The 23,037-nt window shown below is 60.5% G+C and carries 24 protein-coding genes; 13 read left to right on the forward strand and 11 right to left on the reverse strand.

All coding sequences use genetic code 11. The annotated features are described in order from the left end of the window. Positions 1–10: 10 nt before the first annotated feature. The 7 genes from NCHU2750_RS25170 (at position 11) to NCHU2750_RS25200 (ending at position 8,067) form a co-directional block, all read left to right on the forward strand. On the forward strand, positions 11–1,021 hold the full coding sequence (locus tag NCHU2750_RS25170; protein ID WP_119944532.1) for an ABC transporter permease: 1,011 nt from the start codon (positions 11–13) through the stop codon (positions 1,019–1,021). Beyond that, positions 1,018–1,866: an ABC transporter permease gene (locus NCHU2750_RS25175; protein ID WP_119944533.1), complete on the forward strand. Its 849-nt coding sequence runs from the start codon at positions 1,018–1,020 to the stop codon at positions 1,864–1,866. Before NCHU2750_RS25170 ends, NCHU2750_RS25175 begins: the two co-directional genes overlap by 4 nt. Then, a complete protein-coding gene (locus tag NCHU2750_RS25180; protein ID WP_119944534.1) occupies positions 1,845–3,569 on the forward strand; it encodes a dipeptide ABC transporter ATP-binding protein in 1,725 nt (574 codons plus the stop codon). The genes NCHU2750_RS25175 and NCHU2750_RS25180 overlap by 22 nt, the downstream gene beginning before the upstream one ends. 183 nt (positions 3,570–3,752) lie before the next feature. Continuing rightward, positions 3,753–4,856, forward strand: coding sequence for an LLM class flavin-dependent oxidoreductase (locus NCHU2750_RS25185; protein WP_119944535.1), 1,104 nt, complete (start codon positions 3,753–3,755; stop codon positions 4,854–4,856). Positions 4,857–4,967: 111 nt separating this feature from the next. Beyond that, positions 4,968–6,149, forward strand: coding sequence for an acyl-CoA dehydrogenase family protein (locus NCHU2750_RS25190; RefSeq protein WP_119944536.1), 1,182 nt, complete (start codon positions 4,968–4,970; stop codon positions 6,147–6,149). A gap of 33 nt (positions 6,150–6,182) precedes the next feature. Beyond that, positions 6,183–6,743: an FMN reductase gene (gene msuE / locus NCHU2750_RS25195; RefSeq protein WP_119944537.1), complete on the forward strand. Its 561-nt coding sequence runs from the start codon at positions 6,183–6,185 to the stop codon at positions 6,741–6,743. A gap of 106 nt (positions 6,744–6,849) precedes the next feature. Further along, entirely contained in the window at positions 6,850–8,067 is a 1,218-nt protein-coding gene (locus NCHU2750_RS25200) for an SfnB family sulfur acquisition oxidoreductase (protein ID WP_119944538.1), read from the forward strand. On the opposite strand, the gene NCHU2750_RS25205 is transcribed toward NCHU2750_RS25200, so the two are convergent. Beyond that, positions 8,068–8,514 (reverse strand): RrF2 family transcriptional regulator, encoded by a 447-nt coding sequence (locus tag NCHU2750_RS25205; protein WP_119944727.1) that lies wholly within the window; start codon positions 8,512–8,514, stop codon positions 8,068–8,070. A 109-nt stretch (positions 8,515–8,623) separates the two neighbouring features. Beyond that, positions 8,624–9,226 (reverse strand): RBBP9/YdeN family alpha/beta hydrolase, encoded by a 603-nt coding sequence (locus NCHU2750_RS25210; RefSeq protein WP_245480489.1) that lies wholly within the window; start codon positions 9,224–9,226, stop codon positions 8,624–8,626. A gap of 323 nt (positions 9,227–9,549) precedes the next feature. On the opposite strand from NCHU2750_RS25210, the gene NCHU2750_RS25215 reads away from it, so the two are divergent. Beyond that, positions 9,550–9,738 (forward strand): hypothetical protein, encoded by a 189-nt coding sequence (locus NCHU2750_RS25215; protein ID WP_119944540.1) that lies wholly within the window; start codon positions 9,550–9,552, stop codon positions 9,736–9,738. A 60-nt stretch (positions 9,739–9,798) separates the two neighbouring features. Then, positions 9,799–9,978: a hypothetical protein gene (locus tag NCHU2750_RS25220; RefSeq protein WP_119944541.1), complete on the forward strand. Its 180-nt coding sequence runs from the start codon at positions 9,799–9,801 to the stop codon at positions 9,976–9,978. Positions 9,979–10,059: 81 nt separating this feature from the next. On the opposite strand, the gene NCHU2750_RS25225 is transcribed toward NCHU2750_RS25220, so the two are convergent. The 8 genes from NCHU2750_RS25225 to rhaI all read right to left on the reverse strand — a co-directional run bounded on the left by NCHU2750_RS25225 (position 10,060) and on the right by rhaI (position 16,983). Continuing rightward, positions 10,060–10,740 (reverse strand): RraA family protein, encoded by a 681-nt coding sequence (locus NCHU2750_RS25225; RefSeq protein ID WP_119944542.1) that lies wholly within the window; start codon positions 10,738–10,740, stop codon positions 10,060–10,062. Continuing rightward, positions 10,737–11,519, reverse strand: coding sequence for a FadR/GntR family transcriptional regulator (locus NCHU2750_RS25230; protein ID WP_119944543.1), 783 nt, complete (start codon positions 11,517–11,519; stop codon positions 10,737–10,739). Before NCHU2750_RS25230 ends, NCHU2750_RS25225 begins: the two co-directional genes overlap by 4 nt. Continuing rightward, the gene (locus NCHU2750_RS25235; RefSeq protein ID WP_119944544.1) at positions 11,513–12,331 is read right to left on the reverse strand and encodes an SDR family oxidoreductase; all 819 of its coding nucleotides are present in this window, start codon (positions 12,329–12,331) and stop codon (positions 11,513–11,515) included. The genes NCHU2750_RS25230 and NCHU2750_RS25235 overlap by 7 nt, the downstream gene beginning before the upstream one ends. Before the next feature lie 69 nt (positions 12,332–12,400). Continuing rightward, positions 12,401–13,228, reverse strand: a complete 828-nt coding sequence (locus NCHU2750_RS25240) for a transporter substrate-binding domain-containing protein (RefSeq protein ID WP_119944545.1) — start codon at positions 13,226–13,228, stop codon at positions 12,401–12,403. Positions 13,229–13,289: 61 nt separating this feature from the next. Further along, positions 13,290–14,018: an amino acid ABC transporter ATP-binding protein gene (locus NCHU2750_RS25245; protein ID WP_119944546.1), complete on the reverse strand. Its 729-nt coding sequence runs from the start codon at positions 14,016–14,018 to the stop codon at positions 13,290–13,292. Further along, on the reverse strand, positions 14,002–14,655 hold the full coding sequence (locus tag NCHU2750_RS25250; protein WP_119944547.1) for an amino acid ABC transporter permease: 654 nt from the start codon (positions 14,653–14,655) through the stop codon (positions 14,002–14,004). The genes NCHU2750_RS25245 and NCHU2750_RS25250 overlap by 17 nt, the downstream gene beginning before the upstream one ends. A 10-nt stretch (positions 14,656–14,665) precedes the next feature. Further along, a complete protein-coding gene (locus NCHU2750_RS25255) occupies positions 14,666–15,349 on the reverse strand; it encodes an amino acid ABC transporter permease (RefSeq protein WP_119944548.1) in 684 nt (227 codons plus the stop codon). Positions 15,350–15,690: 341 nt separating this feature from the next. After that, on the reverse strand, positions 15,691–16,983 hold the full coding sequence (rhaI, locus tag NCHU2750_RS25260; RefSeq protein WP_119944549.1) for an L-rhamnose catabolism isomerase: 1,293 nt from the start codon (positions 16,981–16,983) through the stop codon (positions 15,691–15,693). Positions 16,984–17,067: 84 nt separating this feature from the next. On the opposite strand from rhaI, the gene NCHU2750_RS25265 reads away from it, so the two are divergent. After that, on the forward strand, positions 17,068–17,226 hold the full coding sequence (locus NCHU2750_RS25265) for a YqaE/Pmp3 family membrane protein (protein ID WP_119944728.1): 159 nt from the start codon (positions 17,068–17,070) through the stop codon (positions 17,224–17,226). 21 nt (positions 17,227–17,247) lie between these two features. Here the strand turns inward: NCHU2750_RS25265 and NCHU2750_RS25270 are convergent, their stop codons facing one another. Next, positions 17,248–19,344: a bifunctional rhamnulose-1-phosphate aldolase/short-chain dehydrogenase gene (locus tag NCHU2750_RS25270; RefSeq protein ID WP_119944550.1), complete on the reverse strand. Its 2,097-nt coding sequence runs from the start codon at positions 19,342–19,344 to the stop codon at positions 17,248–17,250. 197 nt (positions 19,345–19,541) lie between these two features. Between NCHU2750_RS25270 and NCHU2750_RS25275 the strand changes: the two genes are divergently transcribed. The 3 genes from NCHU2750_RS25275 (at position 19,542) to NCHU2750_RS25285 (ending at position 23,037) form a co-directional block, all read left to right on the forward strand. Further along, on the forward strand, positions 19,542–20,360 hold the full coding sequence (locus NCHU2750_RS25275) for a DeoR/GlpR family DNA-binding transcription regulator (RefSeq protein WP_119944551.1): 819 nt from the start codon (positions 19,542–19,544) through the stop codon (positions 20,358–20,360). 52 nt (positions 20,361–20,412) lie between these two features. Next, a complete protein-coding gene (gene rhaS / locus NCHU2750_RS25280) occupies positions 20,413–21,408 on the forward strand; it encodes a rhamnose ABC transporter substrate-binding protein (RefSeq protein ID WP_119944552.1) in 996 nt (331 codons plus the stop codon). 105 nt (positions 21,409–21,513) lie between these two features. Beyond that, the gene (locus NCHU2750_RS25285) at positions 21,514–23,037 is read left to right on the forward strand and encodes a sugar ABC transporter ATP-binding protein (RefSeq protein WP_119944553.1); all 1,524 of its coding nucleotides are present in this window, start codon (positions 21,514–21,516) and stop codon (positions 23,035–23,037) included.

The raw sequence follows: 23,037 nt of genomic DNA on the forward strand, positions 1-23,037 counted from the left end.
GGGTATCGGCGTGAACAATGCCTACCTGACCTATGCCGCCAAGCGGCTCGGCCAAGCGGTCGTCGTGATACTGCTGGCCTATGTCTTCACCTTCGTGGTCGTCAGCATTCTGCCCGGCGACCCGATAACCAGCGTTCTGCGCAATCCGCAGAACGGCTTTTCCGAGCAAGAGATCGCCGAAATCATTGCCGCCCAGGGGCTGGACAAGCCGATCGTGGTGCAATTGTGGAATGCGCTGTCCGGATTTCTGACCGGTGATCTCGGAATCTCGATGCGCTCAGGCCGACCGGTGGTGACCCTGATTGCCGAGGTCCTGCCCTCGACACTCATCCTCGCCTCGGCGGGCCTTGCCGTTGCCCTCGTGCTCGCCATGGTCGTCGCCTATGGCACGCGCTTCGTGCCGAAGCGTTACGGCCAGGGATTGCTGCGCGGCTTCCCGTCCCTGTTCCTCTCCGTACCGAATTTTGTCATCGGCCTCGTTCTGATCCATGTCTTCGGTTTCCAGATCGGCCTGTTTCGCGTCATCAATCCGGACAGTTTCTGGGCGACGTTATTCGCAGCGATTGCGCTCGGCATTCCCGTATCGGCCCAGATTGCCGAGGTTCTGATCGCCAATCTCGATCGCGAGGCGGAACAGGAATATGCCGCGGTTGCCCGTAGCCGCGGTATCGGTCCGGCAAGGCTCTTTGCAACGCATCTATTGAAGCCGGCATCGCTGCCCGTCGTCACAGTGGTGGCACTTACCATTGGCGAGCTTCTCGGCGGCTCGCTGATCACCGAAACCGTTTTCGGACGAACGGGCGTCGGCAGTCTCGTGCAGCGCTCGGTCAGCACACAGGACCTGCCTGTGCTGCAGGCCGTGGTCTCGCTGGGCGCCGTGGTCTTCGTACTCGTCAACCTGATCGCCGATCTTCTCTATCCGCTGCTTGACCCACGCGTGAAACTCCTCGGTGGATCGAAACGGCGACCGACCACGACCGACGAGGCTTCAATCGGCACGACCAAGGTGGCCACTCCATGAGTATGACTTCCAGCCCTGAACTTTCCACGACAAGGCAAGGCCGCTGGCTGTCGGCGCTTCGCATGCCGCCGACCGTTGCGCTCTCCTTTCTGGTCGTGATAGCGATCATCGGATGGTCTCTGGCACCCGGGCTGTTCACCGGCCATAGCCCCGTCGTCGGGGTCACGGCTGAGAAGCTGCATGGCCCAAGCCTCGATCACTGGTTTGGTACCGATCATCTCGGGCGCGACGTCTATGCCCGTGTCGTCTACGGCACTGCCTCCTCAGTCTCCAGCGCGCTCGTCGCCGTCGTCATCGGCGTCGTTGTCGGCGGCCTGATCGGCCTGCTGGCCGGTTTCTTCGGTGGCTGGGTGGATGTCGTTCTCGCCCGTCTCGTCGATGTCCTGCTCTCGATACCGAAATTCCTGCTCGCCGTGATCGTCGTCACCGCCATCGGCTTCGAGACCATCAATGCAGCAATTGCGACAGGCGTCTCCGCGGTAGCGATCTTTGCCCGCGTCACCCGTGCGGAAGTCATCAAGACACGGCAGGCAACCTTCGTCGAAGCGTCCTTTCTGCTCGGCGGTTCGCGCGCCTTCATCCTCTGGCGCCATATCCTGCCGAATGCGTCGCGTTCGGTGTTGCCGCTCGCCGTCCTGCAATTCGGCGATTCGATCCTGGTGATCGCCAGCCTCGCCTTTCTCGGCTACGGCGACCCGCCGCCCGCCTCCGACTGGGGCCTGCTGATCTCGATCGGCAAGGACTACCTCAAATGGCCCTGGCTCGTTTACGCCCCCGCCTTCATCACCATCCTCACCGTACTCTCCGTGAACAGGATCAGCCGATGGCTTCGCAAGACAGACTGACCACAGCACTCATTCATGCCATTACCGTGCCCCCGGCCCAACAAACGGCTCCGGCTCTGCTAAGCGTGGAAAACCTGTCGGTTTCCTACGGCAAAAGAGCGGTTGTCCATAACGTCGGCTTCGAACTGGAACGTGGCAAGAGCCTTGCGCTGATCGGCGAATCCGGTTCCGGCAAGTCGACCATCGCCCGCGCCGTGTTACGCCTGTTGCCAAATGGCGCCTCGGCTACAGGCACCGTCAGGCTCGATAAGCAAGATCTGCTGGCGCTTCCCGAGCGCCGGTTCCGACCCTTGCGGGGGCGACAGATCGGGTTCGTGCCACAGGATCCGGGCAATGCGCTGAATCCGGTGCGCACGATCGGCGCGCAGGCCATGGAAGCCGCGGCCCTGACGGATGAAACGGATGCGGCCGTTCGCAAGGCCGTCGTTCTGGAAACCTTCGCGCAGGTCGGGCTCGACAACCCGCAACGGGTCTACGATTCCTATCCGCATCAACTCTCCGGCGGCATGCTGCAGCGGGTGTTGATCGGCCTCGCAGTCCTGCCTCGCCCCGCCCTGCTGGTTGCCGACGAGCCGACATCTGCCCTCGATATGACGATCCAGAAACGGATACTCGACCTGCTCTCCCGCCTGCAGCACGATCTGGATATCAGCCTTCTCCTGATTACCCATGACCTTGCGATTGCTGCCGAACGCACGGACAGGCTGGTCGTGCTGAAGAACGGCACGATACAGGAAGCCGGCAGGACAGCAGCCGTCTTCTCCTCACCGACATCTGCCTATGCGCGCAAGCTGCATGCGGACGTTCCGGCTCTCAACCCGGATCGTTATGCAGCGCTGCGTGATCCGCTACTTCGCTTGCGGAACATAGATGATGCGCCCAAGATTGAGGTCAATTCGGTCACCAAGACATTTTCAGTAGACGGTAAGGTTCTGACCGCTGTCGATGATGTGTCCTTCTCGGTCGCGGCCGGCACGACCCATGCTCTGGTTGGCGAATCCGGTTCAGGCAAGACGACGACCATCCGTCTCCTGCTTGGATTGGACGAACCGGACAGCGGTGAAATCTCGGTAGCCGGCGAGCTCCTGAGAGGACGATCGCAAGCTTCCCTCCGATCGGTCTGGCGGCATCTCCAGCTCGTCTATCAGAACCCGTTCACATCCCTCGATCCCACCTGGACCGTCGGGAAACTGGTCCGCGAACCTCTCGACCGGTTCAGGATCGGCACGCGCGACGAGCGCGATCGGCAGGTTCGCGAGGCGCTCGCCAATGTCGGGCTGGCAGAACATCTGCTGGATCGCAAACCTGGCGCCCTCTCTGGTGGCCAGCGCCAGCGGGTGGCGATTGCCCGCTCATTGGTTCTCAAGCCCGATGTGATCGTCCTCGATGAGCCGACATCCGCCCTCGATGTCAGCGTCCAGGCCGATATTGTTGAGGTCCTGCTTTCCCTGCAGGCGCGCCTTGGACTGACCTATATCTTCGTCTCGCACGATCTCGCATTGGTTCGCCAGCTGGCACACACGGTCTCGGTCATGCGGCGCGGCAGCATCGTTGAGCATGGCGCGGTCAGGGACATTTTCGACAATCCGCAGCATGCCTATACGGCATCATTGCTGGAATCGGTTCCGGCGGGTCTGGTCGATCCGGTTCGTGTGCCTCAACCTCCATCCCGGCTGCGCGTCAAACAGGAGCAGATCGCATGACGATCGCGACGATGACCAGCACATCTCGTCCACCTTGTAGTCCGGCGTAACCGCGTATTGCGGTGTAAGGGCAAGGCAGAGAATATTTTCTACATAATCGATAGAAAAAGAAAAGGCTGTCTTCCTCGTCCGTTCACCTCCCCCTAACCTCATCTCACTCTTCCGAAACCTCAAGGAGCTCCCATGGCTGCGGAATTCATCAGTGTCAGCTTTCCCAATGCATCGAACGACCTGAACCCCATTCCCGATGCCCCGGCGGACCCACGCTTTCTCGAACGGTACGCCCGCGCTCTCGACGATTATGGGTTCAATTATACGCTGATCCCTTATTCCTCATCCTCCTTCGACCCCTTCACTCTGGGTGCCACGGTTCTTGCTCACACGAAAAACATCAAGATCATCGTCGCGCTGAGGCCGAACACGGTCTATCCGACCGTCGCCGCCAAGTCGCTCGCGACCCTCGATCAGCTGAGCGGTGGCCGCGTCGTGGTCCACTTCATCGCCGGCGGCAGCGACGAGGAGCAGGCCCGCGAAGGCGACTTCCTCACCAAGGAAGAGCGCTATGAGCGTCAGGAAGAATATATCCGCATCCTGCGCCTCGCCTGGACGTCGAAAGAGCCCTTTGATTTCGACGGAAAATATTACCAGTTCAAGCAGTTCCGCAGCGCCGTTCGCCCGACCAACGGGCTGATTCCGATCTCGCTCGGCGGCTCGTCCGATGCCGCCTACCGGATCGGCGGTTCGCTCTGCGATATCTTCGGCCTATGGGGGGAACCGCTGGCTGAAACCAGGCAACAGATTGACCGGATCTATGCCGAAGCCGCCAAGGCCGGTCGTACGGACCGCCCACGCATCTGGGTTACGTTCCGCCCGATCGTTGCCGAGACTGACGAACTGGCCTGGGAGAAGGCCCACAAGGTTCTCGACCGACTGACGGAAAATCGCCAGAAGGGCCTCCACCGCGCACCGGTCAATGCCGCGCCGCCGGCCAATGTCGGTTCGCAACGGCTTCTCGATATCGCCAAACGCGGCGACGTGCATGATCGCGCGCTTTGGTACCCGACCGTCACGGCGACCAATGCCAGCGGTGCGACGACGGCGCTGGTTGGCTCACCGCGGACGATCGCCGATTCCATCCTCGACTATATCGACCTCGGGGCCGATCTGATCTCGATCCGCGGCTACGACAATTACAATGATGCGGTCGACTACGGGCGCTACGTGCTGCCTTTGGTGCGTGAGGGCATCCGCGAGCGCGAAGAGGCCAAGCGGAAGGCCGCCGCCTGACATGAGGGGCCCGGCCGCAAAGTCGGGCTGCTCTCCCCGAAAGCACGTGCCCGCAACAAATCTGCGCCGCCGCAAGATGACACTATCCGACAACCAGAAAGTCCCCACCCCATGCCCTATGATCCAGTCACTCTTGACGCCACCGTGCGCGTTCTGACCGATGCCGCCGCGGATGCTGATCAGACCGGCCAATTTCCCTGGGCCGGAATTCATGCCGTCCACGAAAGCGGGCTTCTGGAAAGCACGGTCGCGCTGCGCTACGGCGGCAAAGGCGGCACGCTCGTTGACGCCGCCTATATTCTCGCCGCACTGGGGCGGGGCGATCCATCGGTTGCCCTGATCAGCGCCATGACGATTTTCAACCATCTCGGTCAGGCGACCAAGAGCCATTGGCCGGATGGTCTCTACCGGCGTCTTCTGGCGGAGGCGAAACAGCGTCCGCTGCTTCTCAATGCGGCCCGGGTCGAACCCGAACTCGGCTCACCTGCCCGCGGCGGGCTTCCAGCCACGCGTGCGCGACGCACCGCGAGCGGTTGGTCGATCACCGGCCGCAAACGGTTCGTCACCGGCGCTCACGGGCTGACGCACTTCCTCGTCTGGGCGCAGACGGACGAAACACCCGCGCGGGTGGGAACCTTCGTCGTTCCCAACGGCCTTCCCGGCATACGGATCATCGAGAACTGGAAGAGCCTCGGCATGCGGGCCACCGGCTCCCATGATGTCGAATACACGGATGTCGAGATCCCGGCCGAAAACGTCCTGGAACTGGTCGATCCGGCAATCGCCCAGCAGGATAACCGGGCTCATGCGGCGATCAACCTGGCAATGACGGCGATCTATCTCGGCGCGGCAGAGGCGGCGCAGGATGCATTCATCCGCTTTGCCCATGAACGCGTCCCCGCCAATCTCGGCCACCCGATCGCCCGTACCGAGCGCTTCGTCACCCTGTCAGGTGAGATCGACCTCCTCGTTTCCGGCGCGCGGCAGATCATCTTTTCGACCCTTGAAAGCGGCCAGGTCGACGCCGAGCGGCTGATAAGGGCAAGGCTTCTGGCCGGCCGGCAGATCCGCGAGGCTGCCCAGATCGCCGTGCGCGGCATCGGTAATCCCGGCCTCAGTGCGGATCTGGGACTTGAGCGACATTTCCGCGACATTCAATCGGTGCTGGTCCATGCGCCGCAGGAAGATACGGCCATCTCGATCCTTGGCCGTGCAGCCTTCGATCGATGGAACCGGGCGGAAACCACCCGAGAGAGCTATCCGGCAAATCTGTCGATCCTCAAGACGGCGTGACGTCAAACCACCGACATCCAGGAAGGAACAGCAATGAGCAACAATCTGATCGTCGGCTTCTCGGGCAATCTCTCCCGCCCTTCAAGCACAAGGCGCTTCGTTGAAAGCGTGACCGAGGCGCTGGCCAGGCAATCCGGCCTCAACCATGCCCTTTTCGACATCGAGGATCTGGGGCCATCGCTCGCCGCGGCCCGCTCGGTCGCCGATCTTGATCCTGCCGCCCGCAAAGTGGTGCGGACGATCATCGAGGCGGAAGCGCTCGTCATCGGCTCGCCGACCTACAAGGGAAGCTATACCGGATTGTTCAAGCATGTCTTCGATCTGCTCGACCCGGCAGATCTGCGCGGCAAGCCGATCGTGCTGACGGCGACCGGTGGCGGCGATCGCCATTCACTCGTGGTCGAGCACCAGTTGCGCCCCCTGTTTGCCTTCTTCGAGGCCTTCGTCACGCCAACGGCAATCTATGCCTCGGGCCGGGACTTTATCGACGGCACCGCCTCCCCGGCCATTCTCGGTCGCGTCGACCAGGCCCTTCGTGAAGCTTCGCTGCTTATCGGCGCCCGCTCTCTTTCGTCCGCGATCGCCGCAGAATAGATCGTCGAGGAAAAAAAACGCTCCGGTCACGGCGCTATTTGAAGGTTTATTTCTTCTCTAACCTCATCCGCCGTGGCTGAATGCCGCCCTGATCCGGGAGGTTGCTATGAGCAAGGTCATCAGCTTGGCAGAAACGCTCAGGGCCCTGGCCCCTTGCATCAGGACGGAAGACGAAGCAATCGAAGCGGCCAAGTCTCTGGCGGATGAGATCCGCTCGGGATCGAACCTTCGCGACCGTCAGCGGATACTGCCCCATCACGAGATGGAAATGGCCGGCCAGTCGGGACTGCTCGGAATTACAGTCCCGGTCGAATATGGTGGTGCCGACATTTCCAATCCTTTCCTCGCAGAAGTGTTGGCGATCCTGTCGGAGGCTGACAGCTCGATAGGTCAGATCCCGCAAAACCATTTCTATATTCTGGATGTCTTGCGGCTTGCCGGCAGCGAGGAACAGAAACGTTATTTCTTCGGCAGGGCGCTGGCTGGCGATCATTTTGCCAATGCACTGGCCGAAAAGAATGCCGAGGCCGCCGGCATGGTGAGTACCCGATTGGTGGCCGATGGACCCGGCTTTCGCATTTCCGGCCAGAAATACTATTCAACCGGGGCGCTGTTTGCCGACTGGATAGCCATATTCGCGCTGGATATCCAGGATCGGATCATGATGGCAATCGTGCCGCGCGCGACCGAAGGCCTGACGATCATCGACGACTGGACGGGCTTCGGGCAGCGGACGACGGCGAGTGGAACGGTCCTGATCGACAATGTCTATGTCGCAGCCGATTCCGTCATCGATTACTACAGGGTATTCGAACATCCCTCGCCGCTCGGCTCGCTTGGGCAATTGCTGCATGCTGCAATCGATCTCGGCATCGCGCGCGCCGCCTTTGCCGACATGATAGATTTCGTCAAAACGAAATCGCGCGGCAATCGCAACCTCGGCATAGAGATTGCCAGCAGCGACCCGCTTGCCATTGCCAGGGCAGGATCGGTTGCCGCCAGGATCGAGGCGGCGGCAGCCGTCATCGAGCGCGCCGGCCGGAAGGTGGACATAGCCCAGGTATCGCCATCAGCCGACACGGTCACCGATGCGTCGCTGACGGTTGCCGCTGCAAAGATCCTGGCAACCGAGGCGGCACTGGAAGCAACCAATACGCTCTTCGAATTGGCTGGCACCTCGGCCACCGATGAAAGCCTCAACCTCGACCGTCACTGGCGCAATGCGCGCACCCACACGGTGCATGATCCGGTGCGCTGGAAGCATCATGCCCTTGGCGACTTCCACCTTAATGGCAAGCTGCCGCAGCCGAATGGCCAGTTCTGACTATTGTGCCTGTTTTTCGGCCGGTCGGGTCGAACGCTTGGCAACCATTTCCTCAAGCGTCATGTTGTCCAGCACGGCGGAAACGGCGTCCCGCACCTCCATCATCGAATGGCGGACCTGACAGTCTTCCGGGTCGTCGCAGTCATCGCAGGCCTCGAAGGCCGTCTTGCTGGCACAGCGGATCGGCGCCAGCGGGCCGTCGAGAATGCGAACGGCCTGCCCTATGGAAATCTGCGATGCCGGCTTTGACAGTGCATAACCGCCACCCGGCCCCTTCTTGGAACGCAGGATACCGCCCTTGCGCAGTTCCAGCAGGATGGCGTCCAGGAATTTCTTGGAAATGTTGTTCTGTTCGGCAATCTCGCTGACAAACGCGGTTTTGCCCGGTTCGAGTTGCGCCAGATGAACCAGCGCCTTCAGCCCGTATTTGCCCTTTTTGGTCAGCATCCGAAAGTCCACATGGGCCGGATAACCGGCCACAATCATTGTCTCATGACAAAGATCGTTACAGGAGGCTCGGACAAGCTTCAATCCGGCACGGGCCTCACGAGTGGACTTAAAGCGCCGACGGTTGGCTCCCGGCCCCGACCGGCGGAGCAACCGCCATAGGCTGTTCAGCAAGCACGACAGGTCGGACAAGCCGCTCGAAATAGTCATATCCTTCCGGCCACCGCCCGAAACCGCTGGCGACATTGATATGGCCGGCAAAGCCGATCGTCGCCAGCTCGCTACCCCAGGCCTTCATATGCCGCTCGAGCTGCTGCACTCCCATATAGGGATCGTTCAGACTGCCGACGACGAGACTTGGGAAAGGTAGCCGCTCCAGAGGCTCGTGGCCGAAATCGATCATGCAGGGATGCAGCTTCAGTGCGGCATCCAGGGAGCAGGGCGCGACCAGAAGCGCACCGCGGATGAGAGAGGCCTGATGGCGCCCGGCATAGCTGGCCGCCAGCAGGCAACCCAGGCTGTGTGCAACAAGAAAGGCACCATCGGTTTTCGACAGTGCCTCATCAAGCCTCATCTGCCAGTCTTCGAGAACAGGACATGTCCAGTCATCCTGCTCGACGACAAGGGAGCGCTGCTGTTCTCGTGCCCAGTGCCGCTGCCAATGATCATCGGAGGAGCCGTTCAGCCCCGGAATGATGAGGGTCTCAATCATCGTCGACCTCGCTGCAAATCCAACGCAACGAGAAGATAGGCGGCCATCCGGGATGCGTCGGCGAAAGTGCATCCAAATTCTACAATAAAGATAGATTAATTTGCCTCGTGAGCCGCAAGACCCTCCGATAGGTTATCACCGTCAACCGAGGAATAATTGGAAACCGGACATGAACAGCATCAGCACTCAAATCCTGGCACATGCCTTCGATATTGTGGGATCGTCCGTTTCCCTATGCAGCCTTCACCCCAAAACGCTCATGTGTAGCGCGCTTCTCGATAACGCCAGCACCGACGAACGATTGCGAGATTGGAGTGAGGGACATGCAGAAGCAGGTCATTGAACATGGCGGATTGCCGGTCGGCATCGCCATCCCCGACAGCGGGAAGCTGCGTTTCATAGCCGTGAAGTTTCACGTCATCGATCTGGACGAACGACGGTTCGCAACGGTCGGCGAATTGAAGGCGGCGATCCGTGATCATCTGGGTGAGGTCAGGCCGATAGCGGCCTGAGCTTACCTCGTACAGGTAAAGTCCTGTGCGACGTCTGAACCCCATTGCCCAGAGATCGATATGAAAGACAAATTGAAATCCGTCGGCAGCCGGGCGCTGGTTGCCGGGAGCGCGCTTGTGGCCTTGAGCCTCGCCTTGCGCAGTTTCGGCCTCGTGCCCGAAAGCCTTGGCTGCGCGGGCATCGCCGCCGGCTCCATCCTGATGATCTTCGCACTTGGGAGATCAACTGGACCGGCCTGAACGCCACCCAATTGCTTTGTCATCATCAGCCATCAGATCCGGCCCGACATCCGTGTCGAGCCGGATTTTGGGTGCGCTGAATCAGCCCTTGGCGTAGGTCGATTCCACCGGCCACACAGACTGCAGCTTCTCTCCGCCGAGAATGCGGTCGCGTGCAGAAGCCTCGTTTGCGCCCAGCTTGTCCGCCTGATCGGCAACGGCGGAGAGCATCCCCTTCGGAATGACGACCACCCCATCGATATCCGCGAAGATGATATCACCCGGCGCGATCTTGACCTTGCCGATCTGGATCTCGACCTGCGAGTGCTTCGGCTCCATCTTGCCGGAGACGGAGACGGGCGAGAGAGAACGCCCGAACAGGGGATAGCCGAGTGCACGTACCTGTGCGATGTCACGCACCGTACCGCTGACGATGGTGGCGGCGGCTCCCTTCGTCTTTGCCCCCGTGCTCATCAATTCACCCGAGCAGGAGCCCTGCGCGCAGGATGCGTCGACGACAAGGATGCCGCCTTTCGGGGCGTTGTCGATGGCATTGTGATAGACGTCCTGCGGCTGGTTCTTACGCTCGCTCGGCTCGAACTGAACCGTCACGGCCGGGCCGCAGACGACCTCGCCGGCGCCAAGCGAACCCTGCAGCGAAATGCCTTCGAGGTAACCCCAGCCACCCAGTTGCTCCAAACTGTCATGGACGTCGCCGGAATACCACTTGGAGAGCCGTTCGATGGCAGCCCAGTCGGTGTCGGAATAGTCGAATTTGCTCATTTCGCTTTGCCCTTGTTCTTGAGATTGGCATTGTCGAGCGCAACCTTCAGGTAGCTCGCACTGTGATCGATCTGCTTGCGAATGGCCGCGCGGGCGGCATCCGGCTGTTTGGTGATGATCAGTCGATGGATTTCCTCGTGTTCGGCATAGCCGTCATCGAGGGACTTGTTAGGAACACGGCTCGTGACGCGGATGACGTCGATGATGATCGAGAACAGGTTGTCGTAGACGACGTTGAGGATCTCGTTCCCCACCGAACGCACCAGGCCGAGATGGAAGGCGGCATCGCTGTCGGTAAAGCGAGAAATATCCTTGGCGTCGGCTGCAGCCCTCATGTTGGACAGAGCCTCCCCGACTTCAGCTGCGATCGGCAGGTCTTCCGAACTCAGCCGCGTCACCACTTCCGTTTCGATAATGCGCCGGACATCCATCAACTGGACGAGATAGTCCGAGTTGTTGGCGAAGAGCTGCTTGACCGTTGCCGCCAACGAGCCGAGAAACTCGCCGACATCGTCGCGGACGACCAGCGCCCGCTCGCCATGTTTGCGACGGACCAGGCCCTTGGTCTCCAGGATCTGCAGCGCTTCACGCACCGAGCGCGTGCTGACATTGTAGAGCCGTGCAATTTCGGCCTCGGCAGGCAGGCGGTCGCCGATCTTGAGCGCCCCCGAAAGGATCTGCGCTTCGAAGGCTTCCACCACGGACACATGCAGTTTTCCGCGGTCTGAATTGCCGCGCCTGACCATGTGCCTGTTCTCTGCCGGGCCGTCTGTCACCATGCCGTAAAGCCTCCATCAACAACGACGTTAGAACCCGTCATATAAGACGAGGCATCGGAGGCGAGAAACTGGATGACACCGTTGTACTCATCGATTTCCGCCTGACGGTCCATCGGCACGCGCTCAAGGAACGCCTCGATGAATTCCCTGTCGAAATTGGCCGTCTTCACGCCGCCGAAGGAGATCAGGTTGACGCGAACCTTCTTCTTGGCCCAGTAGGTGCCGAGATAGCGTGTCAGGTTGACCAGACCGGATTTCGATGCGGCATAGGAGACCGCCTTGATGAAGGGCTCTCCGTCGCGTGCCTCGCGATAGGCATAAAGCGCCTGGTTGGGAGAGACGATACCGTAGATCGAGCCGACATTGATGATGCTGCCGCGCCCGGCATCGGCCATTTTCGATCCGATTACCTGGCAGCATAACATGACGCCGGTGAGGTTAGTGTCGATGATCTCGTCCCAGTATTTCTTCGGGTAGACCTCGAACGGGCTGTTCTGGTCGGCAGAACCGGATGGCTTGGAATCGATGCCCGCATTGTTGACGAGGATGTGGGGAACGCCCCAATCCGCGATCAGCTGATCGGTCGCTGTCTGTAGGGCTTCCTTGTCGGTGACGCTTGCGACATAGACCCGGATATTGCCCGTGAGCCCCGGAAATTTCTCGTCGAGCACTGACTGGTCGACCGGTCGGCGGCTGAAGATCGCTACCCTGGCGCCCGCCTCCGCAAGCGACTTGCTGAACTGTGTGCCGAGCTGGCCGAGGCCGCCGGTAACGACTGCGATCCTGCCCTCCACGCTGAATAGATTGGTCATGTGATTGTCCCTGACTAGATGAGGATGCGATTGGTATGAGGGAGGGGCTTTGCCCCCTCCACGTCCTGTTCAGCGTGGGATGTCGATTTCCGCCAAGCGCTTCGGGTCGAGCTTGGCGTTCTGGTATTTCTCGTAAATCGCTTCCAGCTTGCCGTTGTCGAGATTGGTCTTGATCCAGTCGTTGATCCACTTGGTGAGCGCCGGTTCGCCCTTGCGGATGGCAATGCCCAGCGGATAGGACTTGGCCACGAACTTCTCCTCCAGGTCGAGGCTCGGATTGGACTTGATCAGCGCGTTCAGGAGCGGCCGCGAGGTCGCATAAACCGACATCTGATGGCTGGTGACGGCCGCGCTGGAGGTCGGGTCATCCTCGAAACGGACGATCTGGACGCCTGGAACGTTGGCCGTCGCTTCCGTCAGATTGGTATCGTTCACCGTGCCGCGCGTAACGGCCACCTGCGTGTTGGCAAGATCGGCATAGCCGGTGATCTTCTGTGCCTTGGGGCCGGCGACCACGATGCTGGTATCGGAATAGGGAATGCTGAAATCGACGACCTGCAGGCGCTCCTTCGTGATCGACAGGGTAGAGACCGCGATATCGGCCTTACCGGACACCAGGAATGGAATGCGCGCGGAGGTCGGTACCGTCAGAAACTCTATCTTTACGCCCATATCCTGCGCCAGCAGCTTGGCGGTCTCGACTTCCGAGCCGGTCGGCTGGAAGGATGCATCCATCATTGCGTAGGGCGGGTTGCCGAGATCGACCGCGACCTGAAGCTTGCCGCGCTGGCGGATCGTGTCGAGTTGGTCCGAAAATGCCGACTGGGTGAAAAGCGCGACAAGGCCTAAGCCGAGCGCCAGCGTTCGCAGTCCTCTTGGTGTGTTGATTGCAGGCATGGGTTTCTCCTCCGGTGAACGTTGATCGGCGTGGCTCCTCAACCAGCGCCTGTCTCGTCGGTCAGTGATGCGAGCCGACGAAATTCCTGAGTTCGGGCGTTTGCGGGCTGGTCAGGATGGTCGGGCCACCCTTCTCCCAGACCTGCCCCTGATGCATGAAGACGATCATGTTGGCGACGCGCTCGGCAAAGGCCATCTCGTGGGTCACGAGCAGCATCGTCATGCCGTTGCGGGCAAGATCCTCAATGACCTTCAGCACTTCGCCGGTCAGCTCCGGGTCGAGCGCCGACGTCACCTCGTCGAACAGCATGACCTTCGGCTTCATCGCCAGCGATCTCGCGATGGCAACACGCTGTTGCTGGCCGCCGGAAAGCTGTTCGGGATAGGAATCGATCTTTTCCGCGAGCCCGACCTGACGCAACACCTCTTGGGCTAGCGCCCGAGCACTGGCTCTGTCGACCTTCTTCACCCAGCGGGGGGCAAGGGTGATGTTCTGCTCCACTGTCAGATGCGGAAACAGATTGTAGCTTTGGAAAACGATGCCGACATCCTGCCGCAAGGCCCTGAGGTCGAGCTCGGGATCGTTGACCCGGTGGCCGCAGACCCAGATATCACCCTGATTGATGATCTCCAGCCGGTCGATGCAGCGCAGTGCCGTGCTCTTGCCCGATCCGCTTCGGCCGATCAGGGCCACGACCTGCCCCTTTTCGATGTCGAGATCGATCCCCTTGAGCACCTGCAACGCACCGTAGCTCTTGTGGACGCCCGCAAATTTAATGATGGCTGACACTGTATATCCTCTCGAACCTGCGGCTGAGTGCCGACAGCGGGTAGCAAATGGCGAAATAGAAGATCGCGATGACCAGGTAGGTGGTGAACGGCTGGAAGGTGGAGGCGTTGATCTGCTTGCCGATATAGGTGACCTCGGCCATGCCGATGATCGACGCGAGCGAGGTGTTCTTGACGATCTGGACCATGAAGCCGACGGTCGGCGGCGTGGCGATCTTCACCGCCTGCGGCAGGATCACCAGGAACAACCTCTGCCAGCCCGTCAAGGCCAGGCAATCGGCAGCCTCCCATTGGGTCTTTGACACCGACAGCAGGCTTCCCCGCCAGATGGCGCCGAGAAAGGCGCTCGAGAACACGATCATTGCGACGCTTGCAGCAAACAGCGACGAGACCTCGATGCCGAAGACGGGCAGCCCGAAATAGATCAGGAACATCAGGATCAGCACCGGCGAGCCCTGCACGAGCGCGATATAGGTGCTTGCGGCAGCGCGCAGGCCCGCGCTCTTCGAGATGCCGGCGAGCGCTACGAAGAATGCCAGGAGGCCACCGAAGACGAAGCTGATCAGCGACAGCACGACGGTCCACCACAGGCCGACCAGCAGAACCTCGACATGAATCCACGAGAAGCTTGTAAACATCGACCGCTCCTTAAAGGTTCGTGCCGAGCCGCCGCTTGCGCGGGAACAGCAGAAGACCCAGAGCGCTGAACAGGCCGCGCATCAGGAACGACAGGACGAGATAGACGATCAGGATGACGATATAGACTTCGAAGGATCTGAACGTGATCGACTGGATGCGGGCGGCCGCCCCTGCCAGTTCTTCCGCCGAGATCTGCGAGGCGACGCTGGTCGCCAGCATCAGAAGCACATACTGGCTGACCAGCGCTGGATAGACCTTTTCCAATGCCGGCGGCAGCATGATGCCGGCGAGCATCTGTAGGCGCGACAAGCCCAGCGCATCGGCGGCTTCCAGCTGGCTGGGATGGATCGCCTGCAGGCCGGCCCGAATGATCTCGCTCGAATAGGCCCCGACATTGATCGTCAAGCCGATCAGCGCCGATGTCTGGGCCGAAAACTTGAGTCCCAGGGACGAAAGTCCGAAATAGACGAGGAAGAGTTGCACCAGCAGCGGCGTGTTGCGGATGGCCTCGACATAGATCGCCACGACGATACGCAGGATCTTGTAGCGGCTGGCGCTGGCGACGGCACATAGCGTGCCGAGAATGAAACCAAGCACTGTCACGATGAGCGACATCTCGATCGTCGCCAGCGTCCCGTGCGCGAGAAGCGGCCAGTATTCTCGCAGGAAATCGAAACTGAATTGATAGTTCATGCGCCCCGGCCCCCGTGAATGGGATGGCGGCGCGCGGCCGTCAGCCGATAGCAGGGCGCGAAAGGCGCGCACACGACCGCGACCCCGCACAGGGCGGGCTCAGCATAAAAGACATTCAAAGGTAATTCCTCCCAAGTCGCGGCTGTGATCCTCCTCAAGATCAAGGCTGCAAGCTCACGCTACTCTTGACATATGACATATGTCAAGAGTTCGAATGGGAGAAATCGATGCGGCAGCGCACAAGTCCTCAGGCCAAGGTTTCCCGGCCTGAGAGCGTCCGGCGCCGCATTCAGGATATTTTCGAAGTTGTCGCGTTGCGCTAGAAGAAGTCGGCCGCAGCCCTACACGATGCCGCCGCTGCCGCCCGCCACGGCCGGGCGAACCGCGGAGACCCTGCTGCGATACCCGCTCGCCCTGTAGGCCGCGATCGGATCGATCGCGCCGCCGGTGCGGCGACGGGCTTCGGCAAGGATCGGCTCCACATCGGTGCGATAGGCACGTTTCAGCGTTTCGGTCGCCATCAGCGCATCATTGTCCTGCTGGAAGCCGTCAAGGAGCGCGCGGTCTACGAGAAGCGCCTGCGCATAGGCCCGGCGTATCTCGTTGGCACTGGAAATCAGGCTTTCGATCGGATCCGTCACATTATGCGACTGGTCGATCATGTGAGCCGGGTGGAACCCTTTCACGTCACGCTCTTCGGCATCGACCAGTTCGTTGAAGACGAGAAACAGCCGGTAGGGCTCGATCGAGCCGGCATCGAGGTCATCGTCGCCATATTTCGAATCGTTGAAATGGAAGCCACCAAGCTTGCCGAACTGGATCAGCCGGGCGACGATCATCTCGATATTGGTGTTCGGTGCGTGATGGCCGAGATCGACGAGGCAATGCGCCTTTTCGCCGAGCGTCTGGGCAATCAAAAGGTTGCTGCCCCAATCCTGCACGACCGTCGAATAAAAGGCCGGCTCGTACATCTTGTGCTCGGAAAAGAGCCGCCAGTCGTCCGGCAATGCCTTGTAGATCTCCGCCATTGAGGACAGATAGCGCTCGAACTGGCGGGTGAAGTGGCTCTGGCCGGGAAAGTTCGACCCGTCGCCGATCCACACCGTCAAGGCCTTGGACCCGATCGCATTGCCGATCTCGATACACTCGATATTGTGCTCGACCGCCTGCGCCCGTGTCGCCGCATCCGTATGGCTGAGCGAACCATATTTGTAGGAATGGGCCTGGCCCGGCGCATCGGAAAAGGTATTGGAATTCATCGCGTCGAAGCCGAGGCCCACGGCTTCGCCCTTTGCCTTCAGCTCCTTCGGATCGATCCTGTCCCAGGGAATATGAAGCGAGACCGTCGGCGTGGCCCGCGTCAGCTGGTTGATCACCGAGCAATCATCAAGCTTGTCGAAGATGCCGCGCGGTTCGCCGCCGCCGGGAAAGCGGGCAAACCTCGTGCCTCCTGTGCCGACGCCCCAAGACGGTACGGCGACGAAGAATTCCGATACTTTTGTCGTCACCGCCTCGATATCGATGCCACGGCGCGACAGGTTTTCGCCAAGCGCCGCGTAGTCCGAGGCCAGGGCCGCCGAGCGCCCTTCATTGTCGGACGCGATCAGCTCGTCCGAGATTCCCACTTCCGTCATGCTTTCCTCCCAGTGACGATTGAACCAATCGCCGTCACCTGCGTTTTCACCGTCCCTGCATCCCTAAGCCTCCAAGGATTTTTCGTGGACGTCGTTCGTATCCTGCTTGCTATCCTGCTGCCGCCGGTCGGCGTCTTTCTTCAGGTCGGCTTCGGCCTGCATTTCTGGCTGAACATTCTTCTGACCATCTGCGGCTATGTTCCCGGCATCATCCATGCAATCTGGGTGATCCTTCGAAAATAGTGGCGACGTGGCAGTCGATCGCTAGCGGGTAAAGCTCTGCGCGTTGCCCGCGTCGACATTGATGATATTGCCCGTCGATTTTGCCGAAAGGTCGGATGCGAGGAAATAGATCGCCTCGGCAATATCCTCGGGAAAAACGTTGAGCTTCAGCATCGAGCGCTTGCGATAATGTTCCTCGAGCTCTCCAACATCGATCTTCGAGGACGCGGCCCGCTGTTCCCGCCACTCGCCATTCCAGATCTTCGATCCGCGCAAGACGGCGTCGGGATTGACGGTATTCACCCGAATGCCGGCATCCGCTCCCTCAAGCGCAAGGCAGCGGGCGAGATGGATCTCGGCCGCCTTGGCTGTGCAATAGGCCGAGGCATTGGGCGATGATGCAAGGCCGTTCTTGGAAGCAACGAACACGACATTGCCACCGAGTTTCTGGCGCCTGAACAGACGGAACGCCTCGCGCGAGACGAGGAAATATCCGGTAGCCAGAATGTCGATATTCTTGCTCCACATGGCAAGCGTCGTGTCCTCCACCGGCGCAGACGAGGCGATGCCGGCATTGGAAACGAGAATATCGACCCCGCCGAACTCGGCGCACGCTTCGGCGAAGGCGGTCGTCACCGCATCCTCGCGCGTTACATCCAACTGAATGGCCCGCACGGCATCGGCACCGAACCGGTTCGAAAATTCCTTGAGCGTGTCATCGAGCGCAGCCTGGTCGATGTCGGCCAGAACGACGCAAGCCCCCTCGCCCACCAGCCGGCTCGCCGTAGCGCGGCCGATGCCGCCGGCGCCGCCGGTGACGAAGGCGACTTGGCCCGCAAGGCTCTTCGGCTTTGGCATGCGCTGCAGCTTGGCCTCTTCAAGCAGCCAGTATTCGATATCGAAGGCTTCCTGTTCCGGCAGGCCCTGATACTCGGAAACGGTCGAGGCGCCGCGCATCACATTGATGGCGTTGACATAGAATTCGCCGGCGATCCGTGCCGTCGCCTTGTCCTTGGCAAATGACAACATGCCGACACCCGGCACAAGGAAGATGACGGGATTGGGATCGCGCATCTTCGGCGAATTGTCGTGGCGGCAGGCTTCGTAATAGCGCGTGTAATCGGCGCGGTAATCCTCCAGCGCCTTATCGAGACCGGCGATCACCGCCTCGACATCAGGCTTGGCCGGGTCGAACTCGACGATCAGCGGGCGTATTTTTGTGCGCAGGAAATGGTCGGGGCAGGATGTCCCGAGCTTGCCGAGCGGTTTCAGCGTGCTCGAATTGACGAATTCGAGCACGGCATCCTGATCGTCGAAATGGCCGAGCTTGCGCTCGTTCTTGCCGATACGTCCGCGAATTTCCGGCATGAGCCTTGCCACGATCTCGCGGCGTTCGGAGGCGCCGAGGCTTTTGGCAATGGAACCACCAAAGACGGATTTACCTTCGGTCTCACTGGCAAACCATTCGATCGCCCTGTTGATGATATCAAGCGTCAGCAGGTAGCAGTCCTTCGCGTCGTTGGCCCAGGTAAACAGACCATGGCTCTCGAGAACCACGCCCTTGGCACTCGGGTTCGCCTTCACGAAGGCTTCGAGATCGAGGCCGAGCTGGAAACCCGGCCGGCGCCAGGGCAGCCAGCCGATCTCTTCGCCGAAAATCTGGCGCGTCAGGTCACGGGAATTCTTCGAGGCCGCGATCGCGATGATCGCATCCGGATGCATGTGATCGACATGGGTGAAAGGCACGAAACCGTGCAGCGGCGTATCGATCGATGCCGCCCGCGCATTGAGGTTGAAGGTGCAGTGCGGCAGGAAGCCGACCATCCGGTCTTCATCCGCTACCCCCTTGTAAAGCCCCTTCAGCGCCTCCAGCTTGTCCATGTAAAGCGTGGCAAAGCCGTCGAGCTTGATGGTTCCGACGTCGCCGCCCGATCCCTTCACCCACATGACCCTGACCTTTTCGCCGGTCAGCGGATCCGTCTCCAGCACCTTCGCCGAGGTGTTGCCGCCACCATAATTGGTGATGCGCTTGTCGGCACCGAGCAGGTTCGACCGATAGAGCAGCTTGCCCGGCTCGTCGAGCCTAGCGGCATAGGCATCATCCCAACGGCTATCGAGAAGGCGGGTTTGTCCCGACATTTCGTCCTCCCTGACGATTGTTCGGCGGCGGCAATCCTCCTGCGCCGACCGTGCGAGAGGGATATCAGGCATAAAACTGCCACTTGTCAATCAGCATCGATCATAAACAAGCATATTGCATCGCACAAAAAGAATTTGTGATCGTTGATGATTGACAAGTTTAAGAAACTGACAATAGTTTGCATCAGGAGGCTCCCATGCACGAACGCGAACGCCATCGCATCATCCTGAGCGCGATACAGGAGCGACCTGTAATCACGGTGCAGGATATTGCCGAACTGACGGATGCGTCCGAGGCGACGATCCGGCGGGATATCGCCGCACTGCATGTTCAGGGCAAACTCCGGCGCGTACGCGGCGGTGCGGAAGCCATCCACCCGCCGCAGATCGGCCAGCTGGCAGCGCGCTCGTTTCGTGTGTCCGAATCCGTCAATATCGACAAGAAGCGCTCAATTGCGCGCCAGGCGGTCGATCTGTGCGAGGAAGGCGAATCGATCATCATCAATGGCGGTACGACGACCTTCCAGATGGTGCATTACATGGCATTGCGCCGGTTGCAGGTGATGACCAATTCCTTTGCCATCGCCGAGCACCTGGTCAAGCATTCGAAGAACAATGTGACCATACCGGGCGGCACGATCTATCGCGAACAGAGCCTTATCCTGTCGCCTTTCGATAACGACGCCATTCGCAATTTCTATGCGCGGCGCATCTTCATCGGCGCCCAGGGGATTGGGCAGCTCGGTATCATGGAGCCGGATGCGCTGGTCATCCAGAGCGAGCAGAAGCTGATGCACCAGGCCGAAGAGCTGGTGGTCATGGCCGACTCGTCGAAATTCCAGCGCCGGTCGAGCATGATCCTGTGCCCGCTGGAGAGGGTCACCACAATCATTACCGATGATGGCATTTCAGAAGACGCCGCGCGAATGGTCGAGGACGCGGGCGTCAAACTGATCATTGCCGGCCAGACAGATGCCGTTCTGACGGACAAGGAGGATACCACGTCGGCCGCGTGAGGCGTCGGCGGGAGGAAATGCAGACAGTTCAATCTTTGGGAGGAGAATTGACATGAAATTTGCGAAGAAACTGGCAATCGGCGTGGCACTTGCCGCCGCCATGATGTCATCGGCGGCGAGCGCCGCCGACATGAAGATCGCGCTCGTGGTGAAATCGCTCGGCAACGGCTTTTTCGAGGCCGCCAACAAGGGTGCCGAGGAAGCCGCCAAGGAGCTTGGCGGCGTGCAGATCATCTATACCGGACCGACGACGACGACGGCGGAAGGTCAGATCGAAGTCATCAACTCGCTGATCGCCCAGGGTGTCGATGCGATCGCCATCTCGGCCAACGATCCCGACGCCGTCGTGCCGGCACTGAAGAAAGCGGCGCAACGCGGTATCAAGGTAATCTCCTGGGATTCGGGCGTCGCGCCGGCAGGGCGCATCCTGCAGCTCAACCCGTCTTCCAACGCGCTGATCGGCAAGATGTGCCTGCAGCTCGCCGCCGATCACCTTGAAGGTGGCAAGGGCGATTTTGCCATCCTGTCGGCAACCACCACCTCGACCAACCAGAACATCTGGATCGGCGAGATGAAGAAGCAGATCAAGGATTTCCCCGGCCTCAACCTGGTGACCACCGTCTATGGCGACGACCTTGCCGACAAGTCCTATCGCGAAGCTCAGGGCCTTCTTACCTCGCAGCCGAATGTCAAGGTGATCGTCGCCCCGACCACTGTCGGCGTGCTTGCAGCCTCGCAGGCAGTGAAGGACGCCGGCAAGATCGGCCAGGTCTATGTCACCGGCCTCGGCCTGCCATCGGAAATGGCAGGCGCCATCAAGTCCGGTGCGACCAAGGAATTTGCCATCTGGAACCCGATCGACCTCGGCTATTCGGCTGCCCAGATTTCCTATCATCTCGTCAAGGGTGACGCTGACGGTAAGCCCGGCTCGGAAATACCGGCCGGACGCATGGGCAAAATCAAGATCGGCGAGAACGGCGAGGCCGCCATGGCCGATCCCTTCGTCTACAACGCCAAGAACATCGACCAGTTCTCGAAGATCTTCTGATCTCTCCCGAGACCCTGAGGCCCGGTGCTTAAGAGGCGCCGGGCCACCTCAAGTTTCCAATTGGCAGACATAATCATGACCGTAGTCGAAAAGACGAGGCTAGAGATGCCGCATATCCAAGATCCGATGCCGGGTGAAAAACCGGCTCCCATCCTGGAAATGCGGGGGATCTCCCAGATTTTTCCGGGCGTCAAAGCGCTGGACGGTGTCAGCATCGCGCTTTATCCCGGCGAAGTGACGGCACTGATCGGCGAGAACGGTGCCGGCAAATCGACCCTCGTCAAGATCCTCACGGGCATCTATCGCCCCACAGAGGGCGAGATCGTCATCGACGGCCGGCCGGTCACCTTTTCCAGTCCTCAGGATGCCATCGATGCCGGTGTCACCGCCATCCATCAGGAAACCGTCCTGTTCGACGAGCTCTCCGTCGCCGAGAACATATTCCTCGGGCACGCGCCGCGCACCCGCTTCGGTTTCATCGACTGGCGCGTCATGAACCAGCGCTCCGGCGAGTTGATGCAGGCGCTCGAAAGCGAAATCGATCCGACGATCCGGCTGAAGGACCTCTCGATCGCCCAGCGCCATCTGGTGGCGATTGCCCGTGCGCTGTCCGTCGAGGCACGTATCGTGATCATGGACGAGCCGACCGCCGCCCTATCGCGCAAGGAGATCGACGATCTCTTCCATATCGTCGAGGGGCTGAAGAAGCAGGGCAAGGCGATCCTCTTCATCAGCCACAAGTTCGACGAGGTCTATGAGATTGCCGAGAATTTCGTGGTGTTTCGCGACGGCCGCGCCGTCGGCCATGGCCGGCTTTCGGAAACACCGCAGGATACGATCGTCCGCATGATGGTCGGGCGGGATGTCGCCAATGTCTTTCCCAAGATCGACGTGGCGATCGGCCAGACGGTTCTTGCTGTCGAGAACTACTGCCACCCGACGGAATATCGCGACATCTCCCTCGAACTGAAGCGCGGCGAGATCCTCGGCGTCTACGGGTTGATCGGGGCTGGGCGTTCTGAATTATGCCAGTCCCTCTTCGGGATATCACGCCCGTCTTCGGGCCGGCTAGTGCTGGAAGGCGAGGTCCTCGACATTCGCTCGCCGGGCGATGCGATCGCCGCCGGCATCGTCTACGTGCCGGAAGAACGCGGACGCCACGGCCTGGCACTCCCCATGCCGATCTTCCAGAACATGTCGCTGCCCTCGCTTGCCCGCACCTCACGCTCGGGCTTCCTCAAGGCCGCCAACGAGTTGGCGCTGGCACGCAAATATGCCGAACGGCTCGATCTGCGTGCAGCGGCTCTGTCGGTGCCGGTCGGCACACTGTCGGGCGGCAACCAGCAGAAGGTGGTGATCGGCAAGTGGCTTGCGACCCTGCCCAAGGTGATCATCCTCGACGAGCCGACCAAGGGCATCGATATCGGTTCCAAGGCTGCCGTTCACGGCTTCATCAGCGAACTCGCGTCTGAGGGGCTGTCGATCATCATGGTCTCGTCGGAACTGCCGGAAATTCTCGGCATGTCGGATCGTGTCCTTGTCATGCGCGAGGGCCTGTCAGCCGGCATTTTCGATCGCGGCCAGCTCAGCGCCGAAATGCTGGTGCGCGCCGCCACCGGCAATGCGTGA

Origin of the sequence: Neorhizobium sp. NCHU2750 (genome assembly GCF_003597675.1) — a bacterium.
Taxonomy (GTDB): domain Bacteria; phylum Pseudomonadota; class Alphaproteobacteria; order Rhizobiales; family Rhizobiaceae; genus Neorhizobium.

Excerpts from the sequence above, each read along its gene's own strand:
- NCHU2750_RS25175 (WP_119944533.1), top strand. The coding sequence starts at position 1,018 with ATGAGTATGACTTCCAGCCCTGAACTTTCCACGACAAGGCAAGGCCGC.
- NCHU2750_RS25180 (WP_119944534.1), top strand. The coding sequence starts at position 1,845 with ATGGCTTCGCAAGACAGACTGACCACAGCACTCATTCATGCCATTACC.
- NCHU2750_RS25185 (WP_119944535.1), top strand. The coding sequence starts at position 3,753 with ATGGCTGCGGAATTCATCAGTGTCAGCTTTCCCAATGCATCGAACGAC.
- NCHU2750_RS25190 (WP_119944536.1), top strand. The coding sequence starts at position 4,968 with ATGCCCTATGATCCAGTCACTCTTGACGCCACCGTGCGCGTTCTGACC.
- msuE (WP_119944537.1), top strand. The coding sequence starts at position 6,183 with ATGAGCAACAATCTGATCGTCGGCTTCTCGGGCAATCTCTCCCGCCCT.
- NCHU2750_RS25200 (WP_119944538.1), top strand. The coding sequence starts at position 6,850 with ATGAGCAAGGTCATCAGCTTGGCAGAAACGCTCAGGGCCCTGGCCCCT.
- NCHU2750_RS25205 (WP_119944727.1), bottom strand. The coding sequence starts at position 8,514 with ATGCTGACCAAAAAGGGCAAATACGGGCTGAAGGCGCTGGTTCATCTG.
- NCHU2750_RS25210 (WP_245480489.1), bottom strand. The coding sequence starts at position 9,226 with ATGATTGAGACCCTCATCATTCCGGGGCTGAACGGCTCCTCCGATGAT.
- NCHU2750_RS25215 (WP_119944540.1), top strand. The coding sequence starts at position 9,550 with ATGCAGAAGCAGGTCATTGAACATGGCGGATTGCCGGTCGGCATCGCC.
- NCHU2750_RS25220 (WP_119944541.1), top strand. The coding sequence starts at position 9,799 with ATGAAAGACAAATTGAAATCCGTCGGCAGCCGGGCGCTGGTTGCCGGG.
- NCHU2750_RS25225 (WP_119944542.1), bottom strand. The coding sequence starts at position 10,740 with ATGAGCAAATTCGACTATTCCGACACCGACTGGGCTGCCATCGAACGG.
- NCHU2750_RS25230 (WP_119944543.1), bottom strand. The coding sequence starts at position 11,519 with ATGGTGACAGACGGCCCGGCAGAGAACAGGCACATGGTCAGGCGCGGC.
- NCHU2750_RS25235 (WP_119944544.1), bottom strand. The coding sequence starts at position 12,331 with ATGACCAATCTATTCAGCGTGGAGGGCAGGATCGCAGTCGTTACCGGC.
- NCHU2750_RS25240 (WP_119944545.1), bottom strand. The coding sequence starts at position 13,228 with ATGCCTGCAATCAACACACCAAGAGGACTGCGAACGCTGGCGCTCGGC.
- NCHU2750_RS25250 (WP_119944547.1), bottom strand. The coding sequence starts at position 14,655 with ATGTTTACAAGCTTCTCGTGGATTCATGTCGAGGTTCTGCTGGTCGGC.
- NCHU2750_RS25255 (WP_119944548.1), bottom strand. The coding sequence starts at position 15,349 with ATGAACTATCAATTCAGTTTCGATTTCCTGCGAGAATACTGGCCGCTT.
- rhaI (WP_119944549.1), bottom strand. The coding sequence starts at position 16,983 with ATGACGGAAGTGGGAATCTCGGACGAGCTGATCGCGTCCGACAATGAA.
- NCHU2750_RS25270 (WP_119944550.1), bottom strand. The coding sequence starts at position 19,344 with ATGTCGGGACAAACCCGCCTTCTCGATAGCCGTTGGGATGATGCCTAT.
- NCHU2750_RS25275 (WP_119944551.1), top strand. The coding sequence starts at position 19,542 with ATGCACGAACGCGAACGCCATCGCATCATCCTGAGCGCGATACAGGAG.
- rhaS (WP_119944552.1), top strand. The coding sequence starts at position 20,413 with ATGAAATTTGCGAAGAAACTGGCAATCGGCGTGGCACTTGCCGCCGCC.
- NCHU2750_RS25285 (WP_119944553.1), top strand. The coding sequence starts at position 21,514 with ATGCCGCATATCCAAGATCCGATGCCGGGTGAAAAACCGGCTCCCATC.